The sequence below is a fragment of the Plantactinospora mayteni genome, from assembly GCF_016862935.1.
Taxonomy (GTDB): Bacteria; Actinomycetota; Actinomycetes; order Mycobacteriales; family Micromonosporaceae; genus Plantactinospora; species Plantactinospora mayteni.
On sequence record NZ_BONX01000084.1, the window covers coordinates 1 to 18,373 of the forward strand.

Annotated in this window: 15 protein-coding genes and 3 pseudogenes; 12 read left to right on the plus strand and 6 right to left on the minus strand. The window is 68.6% G+C overall.

The window, feature by feature from the left end; genetic code table 11:
* Positions 1-47: 47 nt before the first annotated feature.
* Positions 48-686, minus strand: a complete 639-nt coding sequence (locus Pma05_RS41210) for a TetR/AcrR family transcriptional regulator (RefSeq protein ID WP_203862978.1) — start codon at positions 684-686, stop codon at positions 48-50.
* A 61-nt stretch (positions 687-747) separates the two neighbouring features.
* On the opposite strand from Pma05_RS41210, the gene Pma05_RS41215 reads away from it, so the two are divergent.
* Entirely contained in the window at positions 748-1,416 is a 669-nt protein-coding gene (locus Pma05_RS41215; protein WP_203862979.1) for a class I SAM-dependent methyltransferase, read from the plus strand.
* Positions 1,417-1,608: 192 nt separating this feature from the next.
* The gene (locus Pma05_RS41220) at positions 1,609-2,364 is read left to right on the plus strand and encodes a DUF6333 family protein (RefSeq protein WP_203862980.1); all 756 of its coding nucleotides are present in this window, start codon (positions 1,609-1,611) and stop codon (positions 2,362-2,364) included.
* Positions 2,365-2,383: 19 nt separating this feature from the next.
* Here Pma05_RS41220 and Pma05_RS41225 read toward each other — a convergent pair whose 3' ends face one another.
* Entirely contained in the window at positions 2,384-2,566 is a 183-nt protein-coding gene (locus Pma05_RS41225) for a hypothetical protein (RefSeq protein WP_203862981.1), read from the minus strand.
* A 209-nt stretch (positions 2,567-2,775) separates the two neighbouring features.
* On the opposite strand from Pma05_RS41225, the gene Pma05_RS44375 reads away from it, so the two are divergent.
* Positions 2,776-3,033 (plus strand): VOC family protein, encoded by a 258-nt coding sequence (locus Pma05_RS44375; protein ID WP_486357914.1) that lies wholly within the window; start codon positions 2,776-2,778, stop codon positions 3,031-3,033.
* Positions 3,011-3,434 (plus strand): annotated as a pseudogene (locus Pma05_RS44380) (IS1380 family transposase); the annotation flags it as partial. The gene Pma05_RS44375 and the pseudogene Pma05_RS44380, both read left to right, overlap by 23 nt.
* 367 nt (positions 3,435-3,801) lie before the next feature.
* Here Pma05_RS44380 and Pma05_RS41235 read toward each other — a convergent pair.
* Positions 3,802-7,251, minus strand: coding sequence for a HEAT repeat domain-containing protein (locus tag Pma05_RS41235; RefSeq protein ID WP_203862983.1), 3,450 nt, complete (start codon positions 7,249-7,251; stop codon positions 3,802-3,804).
* Positions 7,252-7,705: 454 nt separating this feature from the next.
* Here Pma05_RS41235 and Pma05_RS41240 point away from each other — a divergent pair.
* From Pma05_RS41240 to Pma05_RS44260, 4 genes and pseudogenes are all read left to right on the plus strand, one after another.
* Positions 7,706-8,064 (plus strand): annotated as a pseudogene (locus tag Pma05_RS41240) (DUF4259 domain-containing protein).
* Entirely contained in the window at positions 8,057-8,467 is a 411-nt protein-coding gene (locus tag Pma05_RS41245; RefSeq protein WP_203862984.1) for a hypothetical protein, read from the plus strand. Before Pma05_RS41240 ends, Pma05_RS41245 begins: the two are co-directional and overlap by 8 nt.
* A gap of 266 nt (positions 8,468-8,733) precedes the next feature.
* Positions 8,734-10,824 (plus strand): molybdopterin-binding protein, encoded by a 2,091-nt coding sequence (locus Pma05_RS41250; protein ID WP_203862985.1) that lies wholly within the window; start codon positions 8,734-8,736, stop codon positions 10,822-10,824.
* Between the two features lie 665 nt (positions 10,825-11,489).
* Positions 11,490-11,771 (plus strand): annotated as a pseudogene (locus tag Pma05_RS44260) (transposase); the annotation flags it as partial.
* A 42-nt stretch (positions 11,772-11,813) separates the two neighbouring features.
* Here Pma05_RS44260 and Pma05_RS41260 read toward each other — a convergent pair.
* Positions 11,814-12,743, minus strand: a complete 930-nt coding sequence (locus Pma05_RS41260; RefSeq protein WP_203862987.1) for a TIGR04222 domain-containing membrane protein — start codon at positions 12,741-12,743, stop codon at positions 11,814-11,816.
* Between the two features lie 616 nt (positions 12,744-13,359).
* Here Pma05_RS41260 and Pma05_RS41265 point away from each other — a divergent pair.
* A complete protein-coding gene (locus Pma05_RS41265) occupies positions 13,360-14,199 on the plus strand; it encodes a ricin-type beta-trefoil lectin domain protein (RefSeq protein WP_203862988.1) in 840 nt (279 codons plus the stop codon).
* A gap of 48 nt (positions 14,200-14,247) precedes the next feature.
* A complete protein-coding gene (locus Pma05_RS41270; protein ID WP_203862989.1) occupies positions 14,248-14,799 on the plus strand; it encodes a hypothetical protein in 552 nt (183 codons plus the stop codon).
* A gap of 289 nt (positions 14,800-15,088) precedes the next feature.
* Here Pma05_RS41270 and Pma05_RS41275 read toward each other — a convergent pair whose 3' ends face one another.
* On the minus strand, positions 15,089-15,319 hold the full coding sequence (locus Pma05_RS41275) for a hypothetical protein (RefSeq protein WP_203862990.1): 231 nt from the start codon (positions 15,317-15,319) through the stop codon (positions 15,089-15,091).
* A gap of 95 nt (positions 15,320-15,414) precedes the next feature.
* Between Pma05_RS41275 and Pma05_RS41280 the strand changes: the two genes are divergently transcribed.
* The gene (locus tag Pma05_RS41280; protein ID WP_203862991.1) at positions 15,415-15,966 is read left to right on the plus strand and encodes a hypothetical protein; all 552 of its coding nucleotides are present in this window, start codon (positions 15,415-15,417) and stop codon (positions 15,964-15,966) included.
* Positions 15,967-16,011: 45 nt separating this feature from the next.
* Here Pma05_RS41280 and Pma05_RS41285 read toward each other — a convergent pair whose 3' ends face one another.
* Entirely contained in the window at positions 16,012-16,749 is a 738-nt protein-coding gene (locus Pma05_RS41285; RefSeq protein WP_203862992.1) for a TetR/AcrR family transcriptional regulator, read from the minus strand.
* A 59-nt stretch (positions 16,750-16,808) separates the two neighbouring features.
* Between Pma05_RS41285 and Pma05_RS41290 the strand changes: the two genes are divergently transcribed.
* Entirely contained in the window at positions 16,809-18,011 is a 1,203-nt protein-coding gene (locus Pma05_RS41290) for an FAD-dependent monooxygenase (RefSeq protein ID WP_239314177.1), read from the plus strand.
* Positions 18,012-18,373: the final 362 nt, after the last annotated feature.

An 18,373-nucleotide genomic window follows, 5' to 3' on the forward strand; every position in this document is an offset into this window, starting at 1 on the left:
AACTCGCCGCCATCAACGAATGGCTATAACCGACTTCGACACAGGCCCTAGCCGGGGTCGGCGCAGAGTTGGGAGGTTAAGGCGGTGCGGGCCCACTCTTCCCACGTGTCCGGTGACCAGTCGCGGTCGCGGACGAAGATCAGGTAGAGCTGCGGGCTGAGCAGGCCGAACAGCAGGTCCGCCGCCATCTCGATGGAGAGGCCGGGACGGGTGTCGGGCTTGCCGGCCAGGGCTTCGGCCGCTGCGTACTGCACGGTGTAGCGCGGGTCGGGGCCGTCCGGCCACTGTGCGGCGATCTCAGGGTCGGTGGCTACGGCAGCCGCGATCAGTGGCATGATCGGCGCGACCCGGCCCAGGATCTCGCGGGTGCCGTGGACGTGCGCGCGCAATTGCCCGGCTGCGGTGGGCTCGGCGCACGCGGCGCGAAACCACTCACGATCCATGGTGGCGACCGGCTCGGTGTCCCCGGCGATGGACGTGTCGACGACGTCCTTGAACAGCGTGCGCTTGTTGCGGAAGACGAAGTAGACCGTCTGAACGGCCACGCCCGCCCGGTCCGCGACCTCCTGCAGGTTCGTCGCCCCGTAACCCTGCGCGACGAACAGCTCGCGAGCCGCCTCGACGACCTTTTCACGGGTGCGGCGTGAGCGCTCGGCTCGCTTGTCCGGCCGCTTGACCTTGTCCATATTACGAGTCTATCTTTAGAGTACGTCACTAGAGTTGAACTCTAGATTCTTGGAGGAGACGATGAACCAACCCAACGCCACCCAGAAGCCGGAACCGGACCTGGCCTCAACGCAGCGAGACCCGGAGGAGGAGTCCGTCCACCGCGCACTGGAGGGCTACTACCGCACCGGCAAGCCACCGTGGGACACCGGCGTGACGCCGCCCGAACTGGTCGACCTGGTAGAGGGGCACGGCGCGCTGCCGCCCGGCCGCGCCCTCGAACTCGGCTGCGGCACGGGGACCAACGCCACCTACCTCGCACGGCACGGCTGGGAGGTGGCGGCCGTCGACCTGATCGACCGCGCCGTCGACCAGGCCAGGGAGAAGGCCGCGGCGGCGGGAGTGGCGGTACGGCTGCTGCACGGAGACGCCACCCGCCTCGATGAGCTGGACGTGCCGGGCCCCTTCGACCTGTTCTTCGATCTGAGCTGCTACTGCGGGGTCCCGCTGCACCGCCGCGACGCCTACGCCGCCGGGCTCACCCACCGCGCCGCTCCCGGAGCACGGTTGCTGATGTTCGGGTACGGCCCCGAGCCGCTCGGCAATCCGATCCCCGAGGTCACGTCGTGGGCGGCGGGCGTCACAGCCGACGAGCTCCGCGCCAGGTTCCCCGGCTGGGAACTAATCGACGTCACACCGGGCACCAACTCGGTGCCGACCTTCTGGTTCACGCTGCGCCGCGACGCCTAGCAATCTCCGGTCGCGGGTTTCTGTAGGTTTGTGGCGAGTTTCACGCCGCCCGAGCAAGTCGAGCTTGGGCGGCGTAGTGGTCGACGTGCCGGGTGATGGCCCTGAGCGCCGCTCGTACTTGATCATGGTGCCGTCTACTAGCCGCGCACGAGGTCGTTAACGACCTCGTGCACGGTCCTAAGCTCGCCCCTCATGAGCCTCGACCGTGCCACCAAATGCCGCCACAGCATCACCCAGATCACCCGCGTGCACCCCCCGCCCCCGGCCCTCTACACCTACCGCACCATCGACCAAGCCCCCGCCCACGACTCGGCCCGCGCCCGCGCGATCGTGCGCGAGTTGCCCACGGTGGCGGGCGTGGAGGAGTTGGCCCCGGTGCCGCGCCGGGACGTCCGTTCGCCGACGACCTTCGATGACCTGGACTACGTCACCGTGGGCTGCTGGGGCGGCGTCGTGCAGATCACCGACCCCGCGTTCGGGGAGGATGGAGTCTGCTCCTACAACCTCGACCCGGTCTTTGACGGGCAGGTCAAGGCGCACCCTGATGCCCGCATCATCGGCGCGTGCGAGATGGACTTCTCCCTCACCTACGGCAAGTACCTGGTCCATGTCCCCGGAGCGCCGGACGTGAGTGCGGACGGGTGGGACGAGATGACCGTCAGCGGGAATCTGGCCGAGCTTTTGCGGGCGTGCGGGATCGATCCGGCAAGGCCCGGCGCGGAGGGCCTGGACTTCGATGACCCGGACGGTTTGAACTGGGGTGAATACCTCAATCTGATCGCCTGCGGCCTCTACATCCCGCTTTCGAACGAGACGCTGATGGTGTCGGTGTTCAAGGTCTCCCGGCCGGAGGACACCCAGGAGAACATCGAAGAGGTCTGGTACCCGGAGCGACCCGCTGGCCGATCCATCGATGGGGTAGTTGCTGGCCCATCCGGCCAGGTTTGAGCGTTGCGCTGCCGCTCCATCAAAGCGGGGGAAACTCGATCATGTGTCGCCAGTGCTCGGCTGCGTGGGCCATGTCCTGGCCGAGGTGTTGGAAGAACTGGCTGGTGGCGTGCATCCGGGCGCCGGTCGGGGTGGTGCGGTCGAATGTCTGCCACGCCTGGTACCAGACGTGGTCGTCGATCAGGGGCCCCACCCATGCCATAGGGGTGGAGGAATGATGCCGCAACTCGGTGTTGACGCGGCGCCTCACGTCCGTCCTGGCGCCTGGTGAGCGGGGCCCACTATCCGTACGAGCCAGTACTTCGCATGCCAGAATCCGGCATGACGATTCGCCGTGCGGTGCCCGATATCATCACCGCCGACCCGGTCGCGAGCAGCGGCTTCTACCAGTTCCTTGGCTTCCGTGAGGAGATGAACCTGGGCTGGGTGGTCAACCTGGTCTCGCCGTCCAACCCCACGGCCCAGGTCATCCTCATGACCAAAGATGCAGCGGCCTCCGTGAACCCGGACCTCAGCGTGGAGGTCGATGACGTCGACGCCGCCTACGAGGCGGTACGCGCGACGGGCGCAGAGATCGTGCACCCGATTACCGACGAGAGGTGGGGCGTCCGGCGCTTCTTCGTCCGCGACCCAGACGGCAAGGTGGTCAACGTCGTCGGCCACCGCTGACCGACAGAGAGGCCGACAGCCTGCGAACACCGCCACTGATTACCTGCATGTGTTGGGTGAGGCGTTCGTGCAGGTCCCTGCCAAGTTTCGCCGGCATCTACTGGTGCGGGCCGACTCGGCCGGGGCCAGCCACGCCGTCCTCGACTGGCTCATCGCGCGAGGCGGGGGAGGGGGACCGCATGGTGGAGCACTCGATCGGCTGGTCCATCACCGAGGCGGAACGGACCGCGATCACCATGATCCCGATCTCGGCCTGGTCGGCGGCGATCAACGCCGATGGTGGAGTCCGCGACGGGGCGCAGGTCGCAGAACTGACCGGTCTGCTCACCCTGACCGGTTGGCCGGACGGGATGCGAGTGATCGTGCGTCGGGAACCCCCACACCCCGGCGCGCAGTTGACCCATGGGTGGCTTGCGGGGTCGGGGCTTGGATGCGCGGAGCCGGTGACGCTGCCCCTTCGCTACCGGTGCCGGCGCCGGCGATCACCGAGACGATCGAGGTCACCGGACTCCTCACGGAAATCGTATTCGTCTGCCTGCTCTGCGCCGCCGTGTCGATCGCCGCCTCGGGACAGGGCCGGCGCAAGGTCCGGCGGATGTCTCGACAATGCGCGCCGGGCTCATCAGGGGCCCAGCAGCCAGGCTGGCGCCCCTGTCGTACCCACCTGGCGCGGTGCCACCCAGCCCTCCTGGCTCAGTTCGACAAGCTCCACCGCCTTACCAGCCCTGCACCGAGGCAGGGGACAGGACGGGCCTCTCCTCTGTGGGTTCAACGGGTCCCGGCTGGCGCACCGATCCGGGCCAGGGCATCGGCGGCGAGATCGCGGTAGGCCCGGTCGACCGCGATGACATTCTCGTCGTCGGCCTCCGCGAGGACCCGCTCCGAGTTCACGATCTCCGTCAGCCGGGTCGTCGCGGCGCCGGCGGCCGGGCCGTCCAGGGCACGTACCGCCAACATGCCCAGCTCGGTGGCGGCGATGGCGTCGACCACCCGGGGCAGCAGCGCCGGGTCTCCGGTCACCCGGTAGATCACACAGGCGGCCGCGGCGGCGGAGTGGTGGGTGTCGAGCAGTGGCTCCAGATACGGGACGGCGGGCAGCGCCGCCGGTCCGAGCGCGAGGAGGCGTCGGGCGACGTTCTCGGTCAGCACCGGCACGAAGGTCGCCGCCAGGACCGGGAGCGCGTCTCCGGCCTCTCCGGTAATCTGCCACAACGCCCAAGCCGCACTCGTACGAACCCGACCCTTTCCCGTGCCGAGGTGGTCGCGCAGCAGCGGTACCACGACGGTCGCGGGGCTGCCGTCCGGTCCATGCTCGTCGGCGGCACCGACAGCGCCGAGGGTCAGCGCAACCTCGGATACGGATGTACGCCGCTCCAGCAACCCGATCAGGTCCGGGATCAGTGGTTCCGCCCGCGTGCCCCAAGTTCGGATCCCAGCGAGCACGCCGGCCAAGGTCCTGCGCTCCATGCTGGCGAGGTGCGCGTGCAGTGGCTCGACCAACTCCGCCGCGTGCCGCGCCATGCCAGCCAGGCAACTCGTCGGATCGGGCAGCGGCTGCGCCAGCGCCGCCCTGAGCGCGGGTAGGCAGCGGGCGTCGCCGGCCCGCGCCAGGGCCTCCAGCGCGCGCTCCGCGGTCCACGGGCTGTCGTCGTCGAGTAGCGGCAGCAGTGCCTCGCCCACCTCGGGCAGCTCCGCGACGGCGGGGCCGCCTCGGGCGATCTCGTCGACGACGACCTGCCGGATTCCCCTGTCCCGGACAGGGAACAATCCGGCCAGCGCGGGGAGCAGCCGTGCCGGCGCCGCCCGCCAGGCCCGCATGACGGTGCCCGCTCGCCGGGCGAATGACCCCTGGTCGGCGGGACCAGCGGTCAACAGGGACGCGGCCGTCAGCTCGATCAGCGCCGCGGGGTGGGCCTCCAAGGCGCCGGTCAGCAGGTCGGCCCGATCGGTGTCGAGGGTCCAGAGTGTGTCGTCGAGCGCCGACTTCGGTGCGTTCAGCTCTTCCTGTAAGGCCCGGATGAGCCCGTCCGGCAGGTCCTCGACCCCGCACCACAGCAGTGCCGTCGCCGCGGCGGCCCGTACCTCCCGACTCGGCGCCTCAACCAGCACGCCGCGTAGCCAGCGGGTCGGGGCGTCGTCACTTGAACGCCAAAGCTCGCCGATGGTCAGGACCAGCGCGGCGGCCGTACCGGAGTCCGGCTCCGCCGCGTACCGGGCCCGCAACGCCGGATCGAGCTCCGGTACGCGCTCGGGGAAGTCAGCCAGTATCCAGGCCGCGCCAACGCGGATCTCGGAGTGCGGGTGATCGAGCAGTTGGAGCAGGGTCGGGACTGCGGCCTCGACCGCCGCCCGCCCCTCACGCGCCCACCGCAGTTCCTCGTCGCCAGCGTCCGTGATGTTGTCAGGCGCCCAGGCGATCGAGGAGAGCAGCGGGACGACCCGGTTCCGTACCCGGTTGGCGGGGTCAGCCGCCAACTCGACCAGGAACGGCACCGCGACCGCCGCGGCCTGAGCGACACGCCCCCGGTCGTGCAGGGTCTGACGGAGTTCCTCCACCGCGCTCCTGGCTTCGCTGGTATCGGCCGAGGCCGCCTGGAGGATCAGGTCGGGAAGGGCTTCGGCGCTGCCGCGTGCCGTCAGCAGGGACTCCCAGTCGACCTCGTCCATGCGCAGTCGCAGTTCCCGCTGCGGCCACAGCCGTGCCAGGTCCAGCCGCACCGTCGTCATCGCGTCCTGCGCGGTCAGCAGGAGTGAAGCGTCCGGCCGCAGGGACAGGGCGCTGATCCCGGTACCGAGCCACAGATCGTCCGAGGTCAGCCCGGAACGCGCGTCCCGGACCTGGACCAGGCCATTGGTCCAGGCCACGGCTAACCCCGGGCCGGTCAGCAGCGGCGCGATGCTCAGCGCGCCGACCGCGGAGCCCTCGCGGGCGGCGTACGGGACCTCGAGCGGCTCGATGTCCAGGTCCCACATCCGGACGATGCCGCTGGCGTCGCCGGACACCACCGCCGTCCTGCCGTTGTCGAGCCGAAGACAGGCGACCGCAGTCACCGGGGCGTCATGGATGGCCCGGCTGCGCGGCTCCATCCCGTCCACCCGGACATGGACCCGGCCGGACGCGTCGCCGACGACGACGGTCGACCCGGACCGGTCGAACGCCAGCACGCTCCACCCGGGTACGTCGTCGGGGAAGGACCGCCCGGCGGGCACCGCCGCGCTGGCCAGCTCGGCGGAAGTAGCCGGTTGAACCGACACCACCTCCCAGCGCCCGCGGGCATCGGCGTCGCCTTCGGCAAGGGAGACCGGTCCGACGTCACGGAGCTGCCCCATGGCGGGACCTCCACGCGGCGACTCGATCATGCCCTCCCGCAGGTTCACCCCAAGGGTGGTGGCCACCCGGACCGCCGCCGCGTAGGTGCGGGCCTGGATCACCAGTGGGAAGTCCGCCTCACCCGACTGCGAGTAGTCGACGATCGCGTCCGGTGCACCGTAGGCGAGGCCGTCCATCCTCAATTCCCGCCACGGCAGCAGGCCCATTTCCGGGTACGCGGCCCGGAGCCGAGGGATGATCTCCGGGTCCTCTTCGAGATCATCCTGGTGGAGCCGCACGGTCCAGCCGTAGTGCCCGGGAAGCCGTTCCACAGCCAACTGGAGAAAGAACTCCGAGATCGACCGGGATTGGAGCTGCCAGCCGTCCTCGGTGCTGACCAGTACCCGGGGATCGGGCCGCGTCGCCTCGGCAGCGAGGTAACCCCACTCGTTGCAGACCTGATACTCCGTCTTGAAGACGCAGACCCGCAGGTCGTCGCCGGGACCGAGGAACGGATTATCCTCCGGCAGCCCATCGGAGGGGCCGTACCCGGACGGATCGGGCCGCACCGTGGGCGGCCATACCGGATTGGTGAAGTACAGCCGCGGCCGGTAGACGAAAGAGTTGAACGAAAGCTGCCACCACTCGTCCAGCGCTGCGGGAACGGGCAGCGACTCGTCAACTCCGGTCAGCGGGCCCTCCGGGTCCGCCTCGCCGCGCCGCTCCGCCGTGAAGGCGGCCCGGTGCTCGTCCTGCTGCTCACGCGGCCACTCGGGCTCCCCGCCCGGCTCGTCATAGCCCCATTCCCGCTGGAAGTCGCGAAGCAGTTCCCACATCGACGCCCGGCCCCGCGCTGCGGCCTGGCGCAGCCGACCAGCAAACCGTCCGTAATCGACAGACCCGTCCACGCCGGACAGGATACGGGCGACGGCCGACCGCGACGAGCTGAGTGAGATCCCACCCCGGGACCACTTGCCTATCAATCCTGGTCGTACTTCACAAAGGATAGACACCGTCAGGTCACGATCGCGCTCACACCCAACTTCAGCGGTGACCCATGACGCTCATGCACGGCTGCCGGATGCCCGCCGCAGGGATCCCGGTGGCTGCATCGTCGTCCTAATTGCCGGGTAGGTCAGAACGCGTGTCGCGGCGTATCCGGACCGCTGTCGCGGGCTGCTCTGCACGCTCGCTTACGCATCGATGACGCCGGACGTCAGCGACGGTTCGCGAGAAGCAGCAGGTTCCGGGCTCCGTCGCGTCGCCGATCGCCGAGCCAGAGCCAAAGTCGACAGGTGGGGCCTTGCGCCAGCACCATCCCTGATCACCGCAGTCATTACCGCGAGATGCCGGACGGCATGTATGGGTACGTGGGACGTCGGGCCGTTCGACAACGATACCGCGGCCGACTGGTGCGGCGATCTGCACGATGCTGCCGAGGGCCAGCGGCTGCCGCTCGCACGGGCCACGTTGAGCGCCGTCGGGACAACGCGGATGAATACCTTTCCAACAGGCTTGCGGACCGGGCAATCGCTGCGACCGCCGTGGTCGCCTCCCAACTGCCGGGCGGGGAACCGCTGGTCACGCCATACGCACCGGACTTCCTACTGGAGGGCGGCACGCTCGACATTCCCCACGACATCCCTCCTCTGGCATTGTGTGCCTTGGCCCGAGTCCTCGGTGACGACTCCGAGTGGCGAGACCTGTGGGAAGATGCCTGAACCCTCCCGGATCTTGTGGAGACACAGTCGGGACGCCCTGTATGTCGAGGCGTTCCGGGCGGTCGGTCAGGACGTCGACATCGAACTGGTTCCGGTCTCCCCGAAGCTGGTCGGCCAACTGATCGAAACGAGCACGGGTGCGGACGGGGCAGGTTCCGTCGAGGTCTCCACCGATCTGGTCAGCTCCGGCCCGGAGCCGGTGGACTGCGCGCTGGAGCCTGGGAGCTGCACGATGGTAATCCGCATTTCCGTGGAAACGACCGGCAAGGTCCGATACAAAGTGGGCCGGGCGGCACGGCCAGGCGAAACCCTTCAAGACCCGGTCCGCGTCGCACCCGAGACACCCACGCCTGGCAGGTCCGGCGTGTCCAGCGGCGGATCATCGAGCGGCGGAGGGAACTGACGCTCTTCCGCTTGCGGTCACAATTGCGACCAAGATCGATGCTCTTTGGACGAGCGGGTGGGGACCCATGGCCAACGTGGGCACCCACCCGCTTCCATGTGCAGCGGCACTGCCGGCCTGGCACTACCGGTCCGGCGGCGCGCACCAGAGGGGCTGCGACCTGACCCAATTTCGTTTAGGCCGGAAATCCCACACCTTCTGGCGACATGTAGGAGGCGTCAGCCAACTGAGAGATGAGCAAGAGCTCGTCTGGTGAAAGGTCATTCATGGTGAGACGGGTACTGCGGAGATGGGAGCGCCTGGCGTTGGCCGTCGCGGCGGTGATGGTCGTTGCCGGGGGCGGGGTGTCAGCCCTCGCCGACGAGGCGGACGGGTGGCCGTTCGCATCGACGGTGTCGGCGGCGCCGACCGGCACCGACGGCCCCCGGGCGGTCACGTTGGTTACCGGTGACCGGGTCGTCGCGGACCCGGCTCGGCGGCGATACGAGTTCCGTGCGGCGCCGGGTCGGGAGCAGATGTCGTACCGGAGCGTGTCGGTGGGCGGCCGCCAGTTCGTCATCCCGAACGACGCGCAGGTGCTGGTCGCCTCCGGCAAGCTCGACCTACGGCTGTTCGATGTGACGACGCTGCTCGAACAGGGGACGAGTACCTCGCTGCTGGTGACCCGCGACGGTGCCGGCACCCGGCGGGAACCCGTCACCACGGCGGAGCCTGCAGGGCGGTGGGCGGAGCTGACCGAGCCGTCGGCGGCGGCGAGCGGTGCCCGGCTGGGCAGTCGCCAGTTGCGCGCCGGGGTCCGCACGGTGATGCTGGACGGGCCACCGCCGGTGGAGCCCCGCCGAGCAGCGGCCGCCGAGCAGCACGATCTTACGTTCGTGTTCCGCAACCGCGATGGTGCCGCCACCGTTGACGCCAGCACGTTGCTGGTCGGCATCGATGACTGGAACGCGTTCGCGTTCGTCACACCGGGGCCCGACGGCACCGCGACGACCCGGCTGCCGAAGGGGCGGTACGTCGCGGAGTCGGTGGTACACACCTCACGGCCGGGCAAGGACGTCCCGGCCACGAGCGTCATCGTCAATCCGGAGCTGACCGTCGGGACGGACGCGCGACTGGAGATCGACGCCGCCGCCACAAGGCCGATCTCGGTGACCGTGCCCGACCCCGCAGCGGTCGGGTTGGGCGTCTTCGTGAGCTTTCGGCGCAGCATGGGCAGCGGCGACCTCACCAGCGCCCACGGCAGCCCGGACGTGACCGCACTATTCGCCGCCCACGACGGGCCGGCCGTGCCGGACGACCAACTGGACACCGCCGTGAGCGCTTTCTTTGCCCGGCCCGGCCCGCTCGGGACCGTCACCGACAGCCCGATGGTCTACGCAGGCTCGTGGCAGCAGCGGGGGAGGCTCGTCACCGGATTCCGTAAGCGGGTGACCGAGGCGGAGCTGAGCACCGTCCGGGCCGAGCACGGCGCCGTGGCACCGGGGCGGCACGCGACCAAATCCATGGTGGCGGAGCTGCCGTTGTTCCGGATCAGCTCTCCGATCGAATACATCACCACGCCATTTACCCGCATCGAACGCTACGCCGGAACGGCTCAGTGGGCCAACGATTTCACAGAGTACGCGCCGAGCGAGGATCCGGACCCGTGGAACCGGGAAGATCTTACCAGCCAGGCCCAGTCGCCGACCACCTACCAGCCCGGACAGCGATACGTCGAGCGCTGGAACCTCGGACCGTTCTGGCCGGACCCGCAGGTGCGGCGTGGCGGCGACACGATCAAGGCCCGCCCGACCCTCTACGGTGATGCCGCCGGCGGGCGCGAGGGGACCTCGGCCTACCAGCGGGCGCACGTGGCGCTGTACCGCGACGGCCACCTGGTCGGCGAGTCCGACCGGCTCGACGGAAACGAGTTCACCGTGCCCGCCGGCACGGCCGGCTTCCGGCTGACGGCCCAGGCCGAGCGGGACTTCACCGAGCTCGCCACGAGAACCTCGGCGGCCTGGACCTTCTCCTCCGCGCCGGTGAACGGCGAGTTCGAAAAGCTGCCACTCTTGTCGGTGCGATTCGCGCCGTGGGTGGATCTGCACAGCCGGGCGCCGAGCGGTCGGGTCGTGGCGATGCCGGTGCACGTCGAGCGGGGCGCACCTGGTACGGCCGTGCGTTCACTCACCGTGGAGGTCTCGTACGACGCCGGCGCGACATGGCAACTGGTGCCAGTCACCGGCCCGGCTGATCGGCGGGTGGCACTGGTGAGGCATCCAGCCGGGCCAGGTCTGGTGTCGTTGCGTGCAACCGCGACCGACGCCGCTGGTAACACTGTGGAGCAGACCATCCTCAACGCCTACCGCCTGGCCTGACCGACACGGCACCCACGCGGACGACCTGCGGGACCACTGGTCGGGTGCATTCGGAAGGGCTTCGGGATGGCCTCCGGGGGCGGGCCCTACAGCCACGGAGTTGCCAGAGTGCTCGCGGAGTCGCACCCGCCAGGGAGGACGGGAGAACCCGTCTACATGGGCGCAGGGATACAGGTGCTCGCGATTGACAAGGACGGTGAGGTACGCGAGATGCCGTAACCGTGGAGATCATTCGTGAAAGCGGCAGGATAGGGCGGAGCTGCGATCGGCGGGCCGCCGCGCCCGGCGTCAGCCAGGGTCATCGACAAGATGGGCGATGCGGCCAGCGCTGCCGGTCAGCTCCTGAACTACATTCAGGAGCTGACCGGCAGTTGCGGTGCCGCTGGGACGGGGAGAGCCAACCGCCGTGTGCCTTGACCGTCGGGGTCGGCAAGGTGGTCGTGGGCGGGCGAGTTGGCCCGGGTGCGTTGACTGCGGAGCCGAGACCTGGCCGGAGCGCCTGCAGACCATCGAAGAACTGACCCCGATGACCGCCGGCCTCTGGCTGCTGCCCCGGTGCGGGACTGTACAAATAACGGTGTAACTCGGAGTAAAGAGGACACCTGATGGCAGTGACGACGGCAGTAGACAGCGACGCGTCGGTGGGCGCTGCGGTTGAGTCTGACGTGATCGATGATGACCTGATCGCCCGGTTGGCCGGGCAGGCTCGGGCGCGGGGTGTGAGCCTGGTCGGCGTGGGTGGGCTGTTGCGGCAGTTGACCAAGCGTGTGCTGGAAGCCGCGTTGGAGGGCGAGATGGATTCCCATCTCGGCTATGGCAAGCACGAACGCGACGCTCGTCGAGATGGCAACGCCCGTAACGGCCGGCGGTCCAAGATGGTGGTGACCGGGGCCGGGCAGGTCGAGCTCGACGTGCCGCGTGACCGGGATGGCTCGTTCACCCCGCGCGGGACGGGTCAGTCGTACGGATCGATCAACCGCCTGGGTTCGTCACCCGCTGCTGCCACAGGATGACGAGCTGGAGGAGGACCCGCATGACGAGGAACCGCACGACGAGGAACCGGTGGACGAGCCCGCACAGGTGCCGCCACCCGGGCCGCCGCCGGACGTCGAGGAGGAGTCCAGTTGGTTCGGGATCCCGCAGTCCGAGGCGAAACCCGGGTCCGCCGCCCAGAGCGCCCCGGAGCCGAACACCCCGACGCCCATCGCGGCGCCGCCCGGTCCATAGACGCGCCAGGAAGGGTTCTGAGCCGGGTCCAGGTGCGCCTGCCCCGCCCGCAGGTTCGCGAGCGCCCGGTCGCCGGCCCGGGTCCGCCAGGTCTTCGGCCGCCGAAGCAGGATGGTGACGGCCGTGCTCAGCGCGATGATCGGCAGCAGCAGGTGGAAGCCGCCGTCCGACGACTGCGTGAAGAACCAGAACACGCCGACGATCACCACCACCTGCATCAGGTGGGCCCAGCCACGGATGGTCCACCGTACGCGGTCGGTCGGCAACAGCCCGGCGCGCTCCAGACCGGTACGCAGCATCGCCAGTTCCGCCGCCACCCGGTCGTGCTCGCCCAGTCGATCGGCCGGCCAGCCCAGCCCAGCGGCCTGATGAATGGCCACGTCGAGGGCGGTCGCACCGGCCGGCAGCGCCCCGGTGACGACGAGCCGGCCACCCGACGCCGGCGCGACCGCGACACAACCGCCGACGTGCAGTGCGGCCAGCGAGGCGTAGATCGCCAGTCTGCCGCCGCCGGTCAGGTATGCGGCCTGTTGAGCGGTGACGGCCGATCCGGGTACCGACGACCGGCCGGCGAGGAGCCGATGTCGGTGCACGACGGCGGCCACCAACAGCACCACCGCCGACCCGAGGTAGAGCGGCAGGAACATGGACGAACCGACGTCCCACAGTCCGGTGACCGAGCCGAGGTTCATGGCCATCCCCATCCAATCGGCAGTCGAGCGAGTCCGATTGTGGGGGTCAGGCGCCATCCAGGACCATGTCGGGGCGACTTCCTACCGCAGCGGCCCGACCGGGAGCCCGGCCCGACGGCTGCGGCGAAGTGACTCTCCGCTCATCCGGACCGCTCAGCCGCGTAGGAGGGGCCAGTCGGGGCAGCCATCCGGACTGACCCGGCTGCTCCGTCGGAAAGCGCTGCAGAGTGGTGGGCACCGCGGGCACCGCTCCACGGTCCAGTCGCAGGCTGCGGTGTGCCGGATGTGGTAGCGAAGCCGTTGCCGCCTGGCGGCGGCGAGGTGGTGACGAAGGCTGTGTAGGGCGTCTTGCACTCCCTTTCCTGTTCGCTGACGCCGCGTGTCAGCGAGACGTCAGCACCCGTGCAGGGCTCTTTGCCAGTGTGGTCACAGACGCTCGGCCCGGCCGACCCTGCTCGCCGAGCAGGCGAATGTCGCGTCGGCGACTGGACCCAAACCCGCCCGTTCGGCATTGAGGTGGTAACCGACTATTCGCCAGATCATGGCAGGACGCGGGAACGAAAGCCAGGCAGGAGTGAAAGGGGGCGAAATGCGGCGTACAGTGACAGCCGCAGTGGTGGCACTGTTATTGGCCGCTCTGGCTGGAGCGCCGGCTGCCGCCAACACCGCAGCGACAGCTAGCGACTTCTACGTCACCTACGGAGCCAGCTATATCCGCGGCACGATCACCTGGTACAACCGGTCCGCCGATGTCGACGGTGTCGTGCACGCGGTGTCGGAATGTCGTCGGGCGTCCTTCACCGCGATGTCCGACTATGAGCTAACGGACGCAGGGGTCAGTCCCGAGGCGTGTCCAGGTACCGACACCTCCTTCTCTATCAGACTCAGTATCGACGTGATCGGAGGGATCGACGCGATCTGGGCCAAGGTGGACTACCGCCAAGAGGGCACGTGGCACACCGCGATCAAGCGCGACCGTTGCGGCCGTGACGGTTGTGTGACGTATTCCGATCCGCCCGCCTTAACGGTGGCCGCCGTACGGTTCGTCATCAAGAACGGCCTCGACCACAAGTGCATGACCGCCGTCCGAAGCGGCGATGTCGATGGCATCCCCTACTACTGGATCGATGGCCGGCCGTGTGCTGGAAGTAGCAGTCAGGCATGGACGTTTGGCGGCCGATGGGGCCTCGGTCTCGTCAACGTCGCCTCTGGGCAGTGCCTCGATTTCAACGACTACTATACCCCACTGCGCACCAAGCCCTGCACGTACGAAGCCGGGCCAGGAATGACCCAACAACAATGGACAGACAACAAAGTGGCGTATCGCCTGGAAAGCTACCTCGAACGACGCTGGTGCGTCGAGAACCAGTACGTCAACGGCGTCTACCTGGGCATCCACGCAACGACATGCAACGCCTATTACAGAATGCAGGAGTGGTACCAGGACGCCGCCTAGACCCACGGATGTACGGGCACTCCGGCCCACGATATCGAGGAGGGAACGTTGACCGCACCCAAGAGGACGTTCGGCGACATCGCCGCGAACAGCGCGGTGACGCTGGACACCGGCAGCCAGCCGCACCCGGCGGGCCCGGGAAGTCAGCGCCGGCACATCCACCGGACATGGCTCATGATCGTAACCGCCGTCTTGGCAACGGTTGCGGGCATCGCAGTGACCGCCGCCCCGGCTCAGGCCGCGTACCCGAGAACATTCTTTGGCGCCTATGACAACTACACAAAGGCTGAGGGCACCTTCGTCTGGTACAACCGCTCGGTCCAGGTAGGCGGCGGAGTGTGGGGCGCACCGGCGCAGGGCGAATGCGCAGCGGTTGTGTTCACCGCGTACGACCAACACGACAGGCAGGTTGCCCGTGCCGCCCGCCCAGGTGACAACGTCTACCAGTGCGGCGGTGATCGATACGGCTACGGATTCACGTTGGACGCCTCAAACGTGGTAGGCGGCATCCGAAAAATAGAAATTAACCTATATACCTGGATTCGGAATAGTGGCCTGGTCTTCCTCGCCGATGTGAAGGTCTACCACCGACCCTCGTAACAACTGGCGGAGGTAGGCGGAACTCGACCGCTGGAGTCCCGGCCAGGCGCTGCGGGTCGCGGCATCGAACCTAATGTCGCACCCGCGAGTCCTGACCGGGACACCTCCGGACGGATCGTCGCCCGGGGAGGCGCGACCGTGGCGTCACCGGCTCTACGGGGCCGGTCCCCATTGCGGTCGAATCCACCTCCCCGGGTCTGGACTGATCACGGTAGCGTCACCGGCCCCACGGGGTCGGTCTCCATTGCGGTCAGTCAGCGTCGCGGGGGTCGCGGGGGTCGAAGTCTTGTCACCGGCCCTGCCGGGCCGGTCCCCGTTGTGGCTCCGGCAGCTGCACGGCCTCGGCGACCGCCCGCGCCTGTGCGGGCTGGTCCGGCCGCCGCTGGTTAAGTACCAGGCTGACCGCTTCCACCAGCACCGTCAGCGACACATCATCCGGCAAGCCCGCCAGAACGTCACGGCCGTCGCGCAGCGCCGCGTACGCCGCGCGCTCCCAGTGCTCGCGCGGCCAGCCGTCCACCCGCCGCCGCCGATCGGCCAGCTCGGCGTATACCGCCCGAATGTCGGCGGCCAGCTCGGGGTCGGTGACGCTACGGCGGGACGCAGGCGGATGGCATGACACACAGCAAGCGGCGCGTGCCGGGCGCCGACGATCGCAGCCACGGCCGTTCCACCGACGGAGACAACGGGACAGCTGACGCGGTCATGGGTGCTCCGTGGGCGCTCGGATGCCAGCGACCCCGGAGGGATTCCACGCCTAGAATCTGGATTTCGACTCTAAGCGATCTTGGACAAGGCAACTACAATGCGTTCGCCGTCGCCCTGGAACGGGAGGGCTTCGGCAGCCCCTACGAGAACGACAGCTACGACCAACTGCACGCCCAACTCGCCGACCTCGTCGCCCAGGCACGCGGCACCGCCAACGCGGACTTCCTGGCCCACGCGCTGATCGCCGCCGTGCGCAGCGACCTGATCGAGCACCTTCGCAACCACCCCGACATCGACGCCGAGGCCGGCTTACGCGAGCTGGTGCACAATGTTCTCAGCCCCGCCACACCGGGCCAGCCCGCGGAGGAAGAATCTCCACGATCTTGCGGTCGGGGTCCGTGCGGCGGTGGGGTGGGCCGCTGTCCTCGGCATCCCGCTCCCCACACGATTATCAGGTGAACCTTTGGTCAGGCACGCGAGCCCAGGGAAGTGTCTGGTGGACGGTCAACCGGCATGCTGCCGGATGAGGGCGGCCACCCCGTCGAGGATCCGGTCGAGGCCGAAGGAGTAGTCGAACCGCCGTTCCTGCTCCGTGGCGTCCGGCGGATAGTCGAACGCGCCGGCGTCGATCGCCGTACGCAGCGCCGGAAACCGCCGCACGTCGACAAGGTCGCCGAGCAATGTGCTGTACGCGGCGACCGACTCTCCGGAGGCGGCCGGGCCTAGTTCGGTGCTCAGTCGCGCGGCGCTGAGCAGGTAGTTGGCGATCAGCAGCACCACGCCGGCCTTGTCTCTTTCAGTGAGTCCGGTGTCGCGTAGCACGGCCAGGGCGCGATCGGTCCACGCCAGTTGGTTGGGCGTGATCGGCGGCCCGGCGATGGGGAGGTGTGTGACCCAGGAGTGGGTGTGCAGCATCGCCCACTGTGTCCGGCACCAGCGTTGGAGGCCGAGTCGCCAGTCGGCGCAGGGTTCGTCGAGTTCCGCGGGCACGGTCGCGACCGCGTCCAGCATCAGCAGCAGCACCTCGTGCTTGCTCTTGACATGCCGGTAGAGCGACATGGTGGTGAAGCCCAGCCGCTCGGCGATCCTGCCCATCGACACCGCGTCGAGACCGCCGGCGTCGGCCAACTCCACCGCCGCGTGCACGATGCGAGACAGGCTCAACCCCGGCTTCGGTTCCGACGTCGGCGCGTCAAGTCGTTCCCAGAGCAGGTCGAGCCCGGGCGGCAGCTTCTCGTTCATCCTCCCTACATTCGCGCTCACCTTGCCAGCACGTCAAGTGTATGTCATACACTGCATGTATGACATACACAGCATTGATCGTCGGCGGCGGCATCTCCGGTACGCTGAGTGCGATCGCCCTACGCAAGGCGGGGATCGGGTCGGTTGTCTACGAGGCGTACGACCGGACTGCGGACAACGTCGGCGCCTTCCTGACCCTTGCGGTGAACGCACTGGACGCGTTGCGCGCCCTGGATTTCGACGTCCGTGACCTCGGCTTCGGCACGCCGAGAATGACGATCACCAGCGGCTCCGGCCGCAAGCTCGGCGAACTGCCCTTCGGCGCGGCCCTACCGGACGGCACGGTGAGCCGGACCATCAAGCGGGCCGAGCTATACCAAGCCCTCCGCGAGCGGGCCGTCCGGTGTGGCGTACACATCGAGTACGGCAAGCGGCTCGTCGACGCCGAGTGCACCGGCGACGGCGTGCTGGCGAGGTTCGCCGACGGCTCCACGGCCGAAGGCGACCTGCTGATCGGCGCGGATGGCCTGCGGTCGCGTACCCGCGAGATCATCGACCCGTCCGCGCCGCGGGTGCGCTACACCGGGCTGCTGACCACGGGCGGTTACGCGCACGGCGTCTCGGCCGGCTTCGAGCCGGGCGTGATGAACGCGATCTTCGGCAAGCGGTGCTTCTTCGCCTACACCGCCCATCCCAACGGCGAGGTGTGGTGGGCGGCGAATCCAGCGCGGGCGGTTGAGCCCACCCCGGCCGAACTGGCCGCGATCGGCCCGGAGGAATGGCGCGCCTGGCTGATCGACCAGTTCCGGCACGACCGCGGGCCCGCGCTGGGCATTGTCGCGGCGAGCGAGACGATCTTCCCGGGTTGGAACACCTATGACCTCCCCGCCGTGCCGAAGTGGCACAACGACCGGATGATCATCATCGGGGACGCGGCCCACGCCACCGCCCCCTCGATCGGGCAGGGCGCGGCCATGGCCATCGAGGACAGTGTCGTACTGGCCAAGTGCCTGCGGGACAGCCCGGACATCACCGTCGGGTTCGGCGGGCACGCACGGCTGCGGCGCGAGCGGGTGGAACGCGTCGTCGAGCAGGGCAAGCGGACCGGCGACTGGAAGGCGCTCGGCCCGATCGCCCGGATGCCGCGTGATCTGATCATGGCCATGGCACTGAAGCGGACGGCGCGTACCGGCAACGATCCGAGTCGGTGGATCTATGAGCACCACATCGACTGGAACGAGCCAGCCCTGAGCGGTTCCTAGTGTCGCGCAAATTGAGATCTTTTACATGACTTGGTGTTAGAGGCCACGCAGATAGGGGCAGGGGAACTTCGGCAGCAGAAGGGGTACGGGCCCTGGTTGATCATCGAGTTGCTTCGCTCTGTGATCACCGGGGAGGCCTGATCCGGCACATCCGCTCGGCTACCATCTCCGCCCCAGCGACCAGATCGTCTTCGACATAATGCTCCAGCTCCTGCGGCGAGTTCAACGGACCGGCGCGCCGCCACCTCGGCCACAACCGAGACGATGCGGGTAGATGGTCGTGGCCACACAGACAACGGGTGTCGGGGTGCCGAGTGCTGGAAGGAGCTACCTAGGGGGTTACCGTTCTTATCCCGGACCCT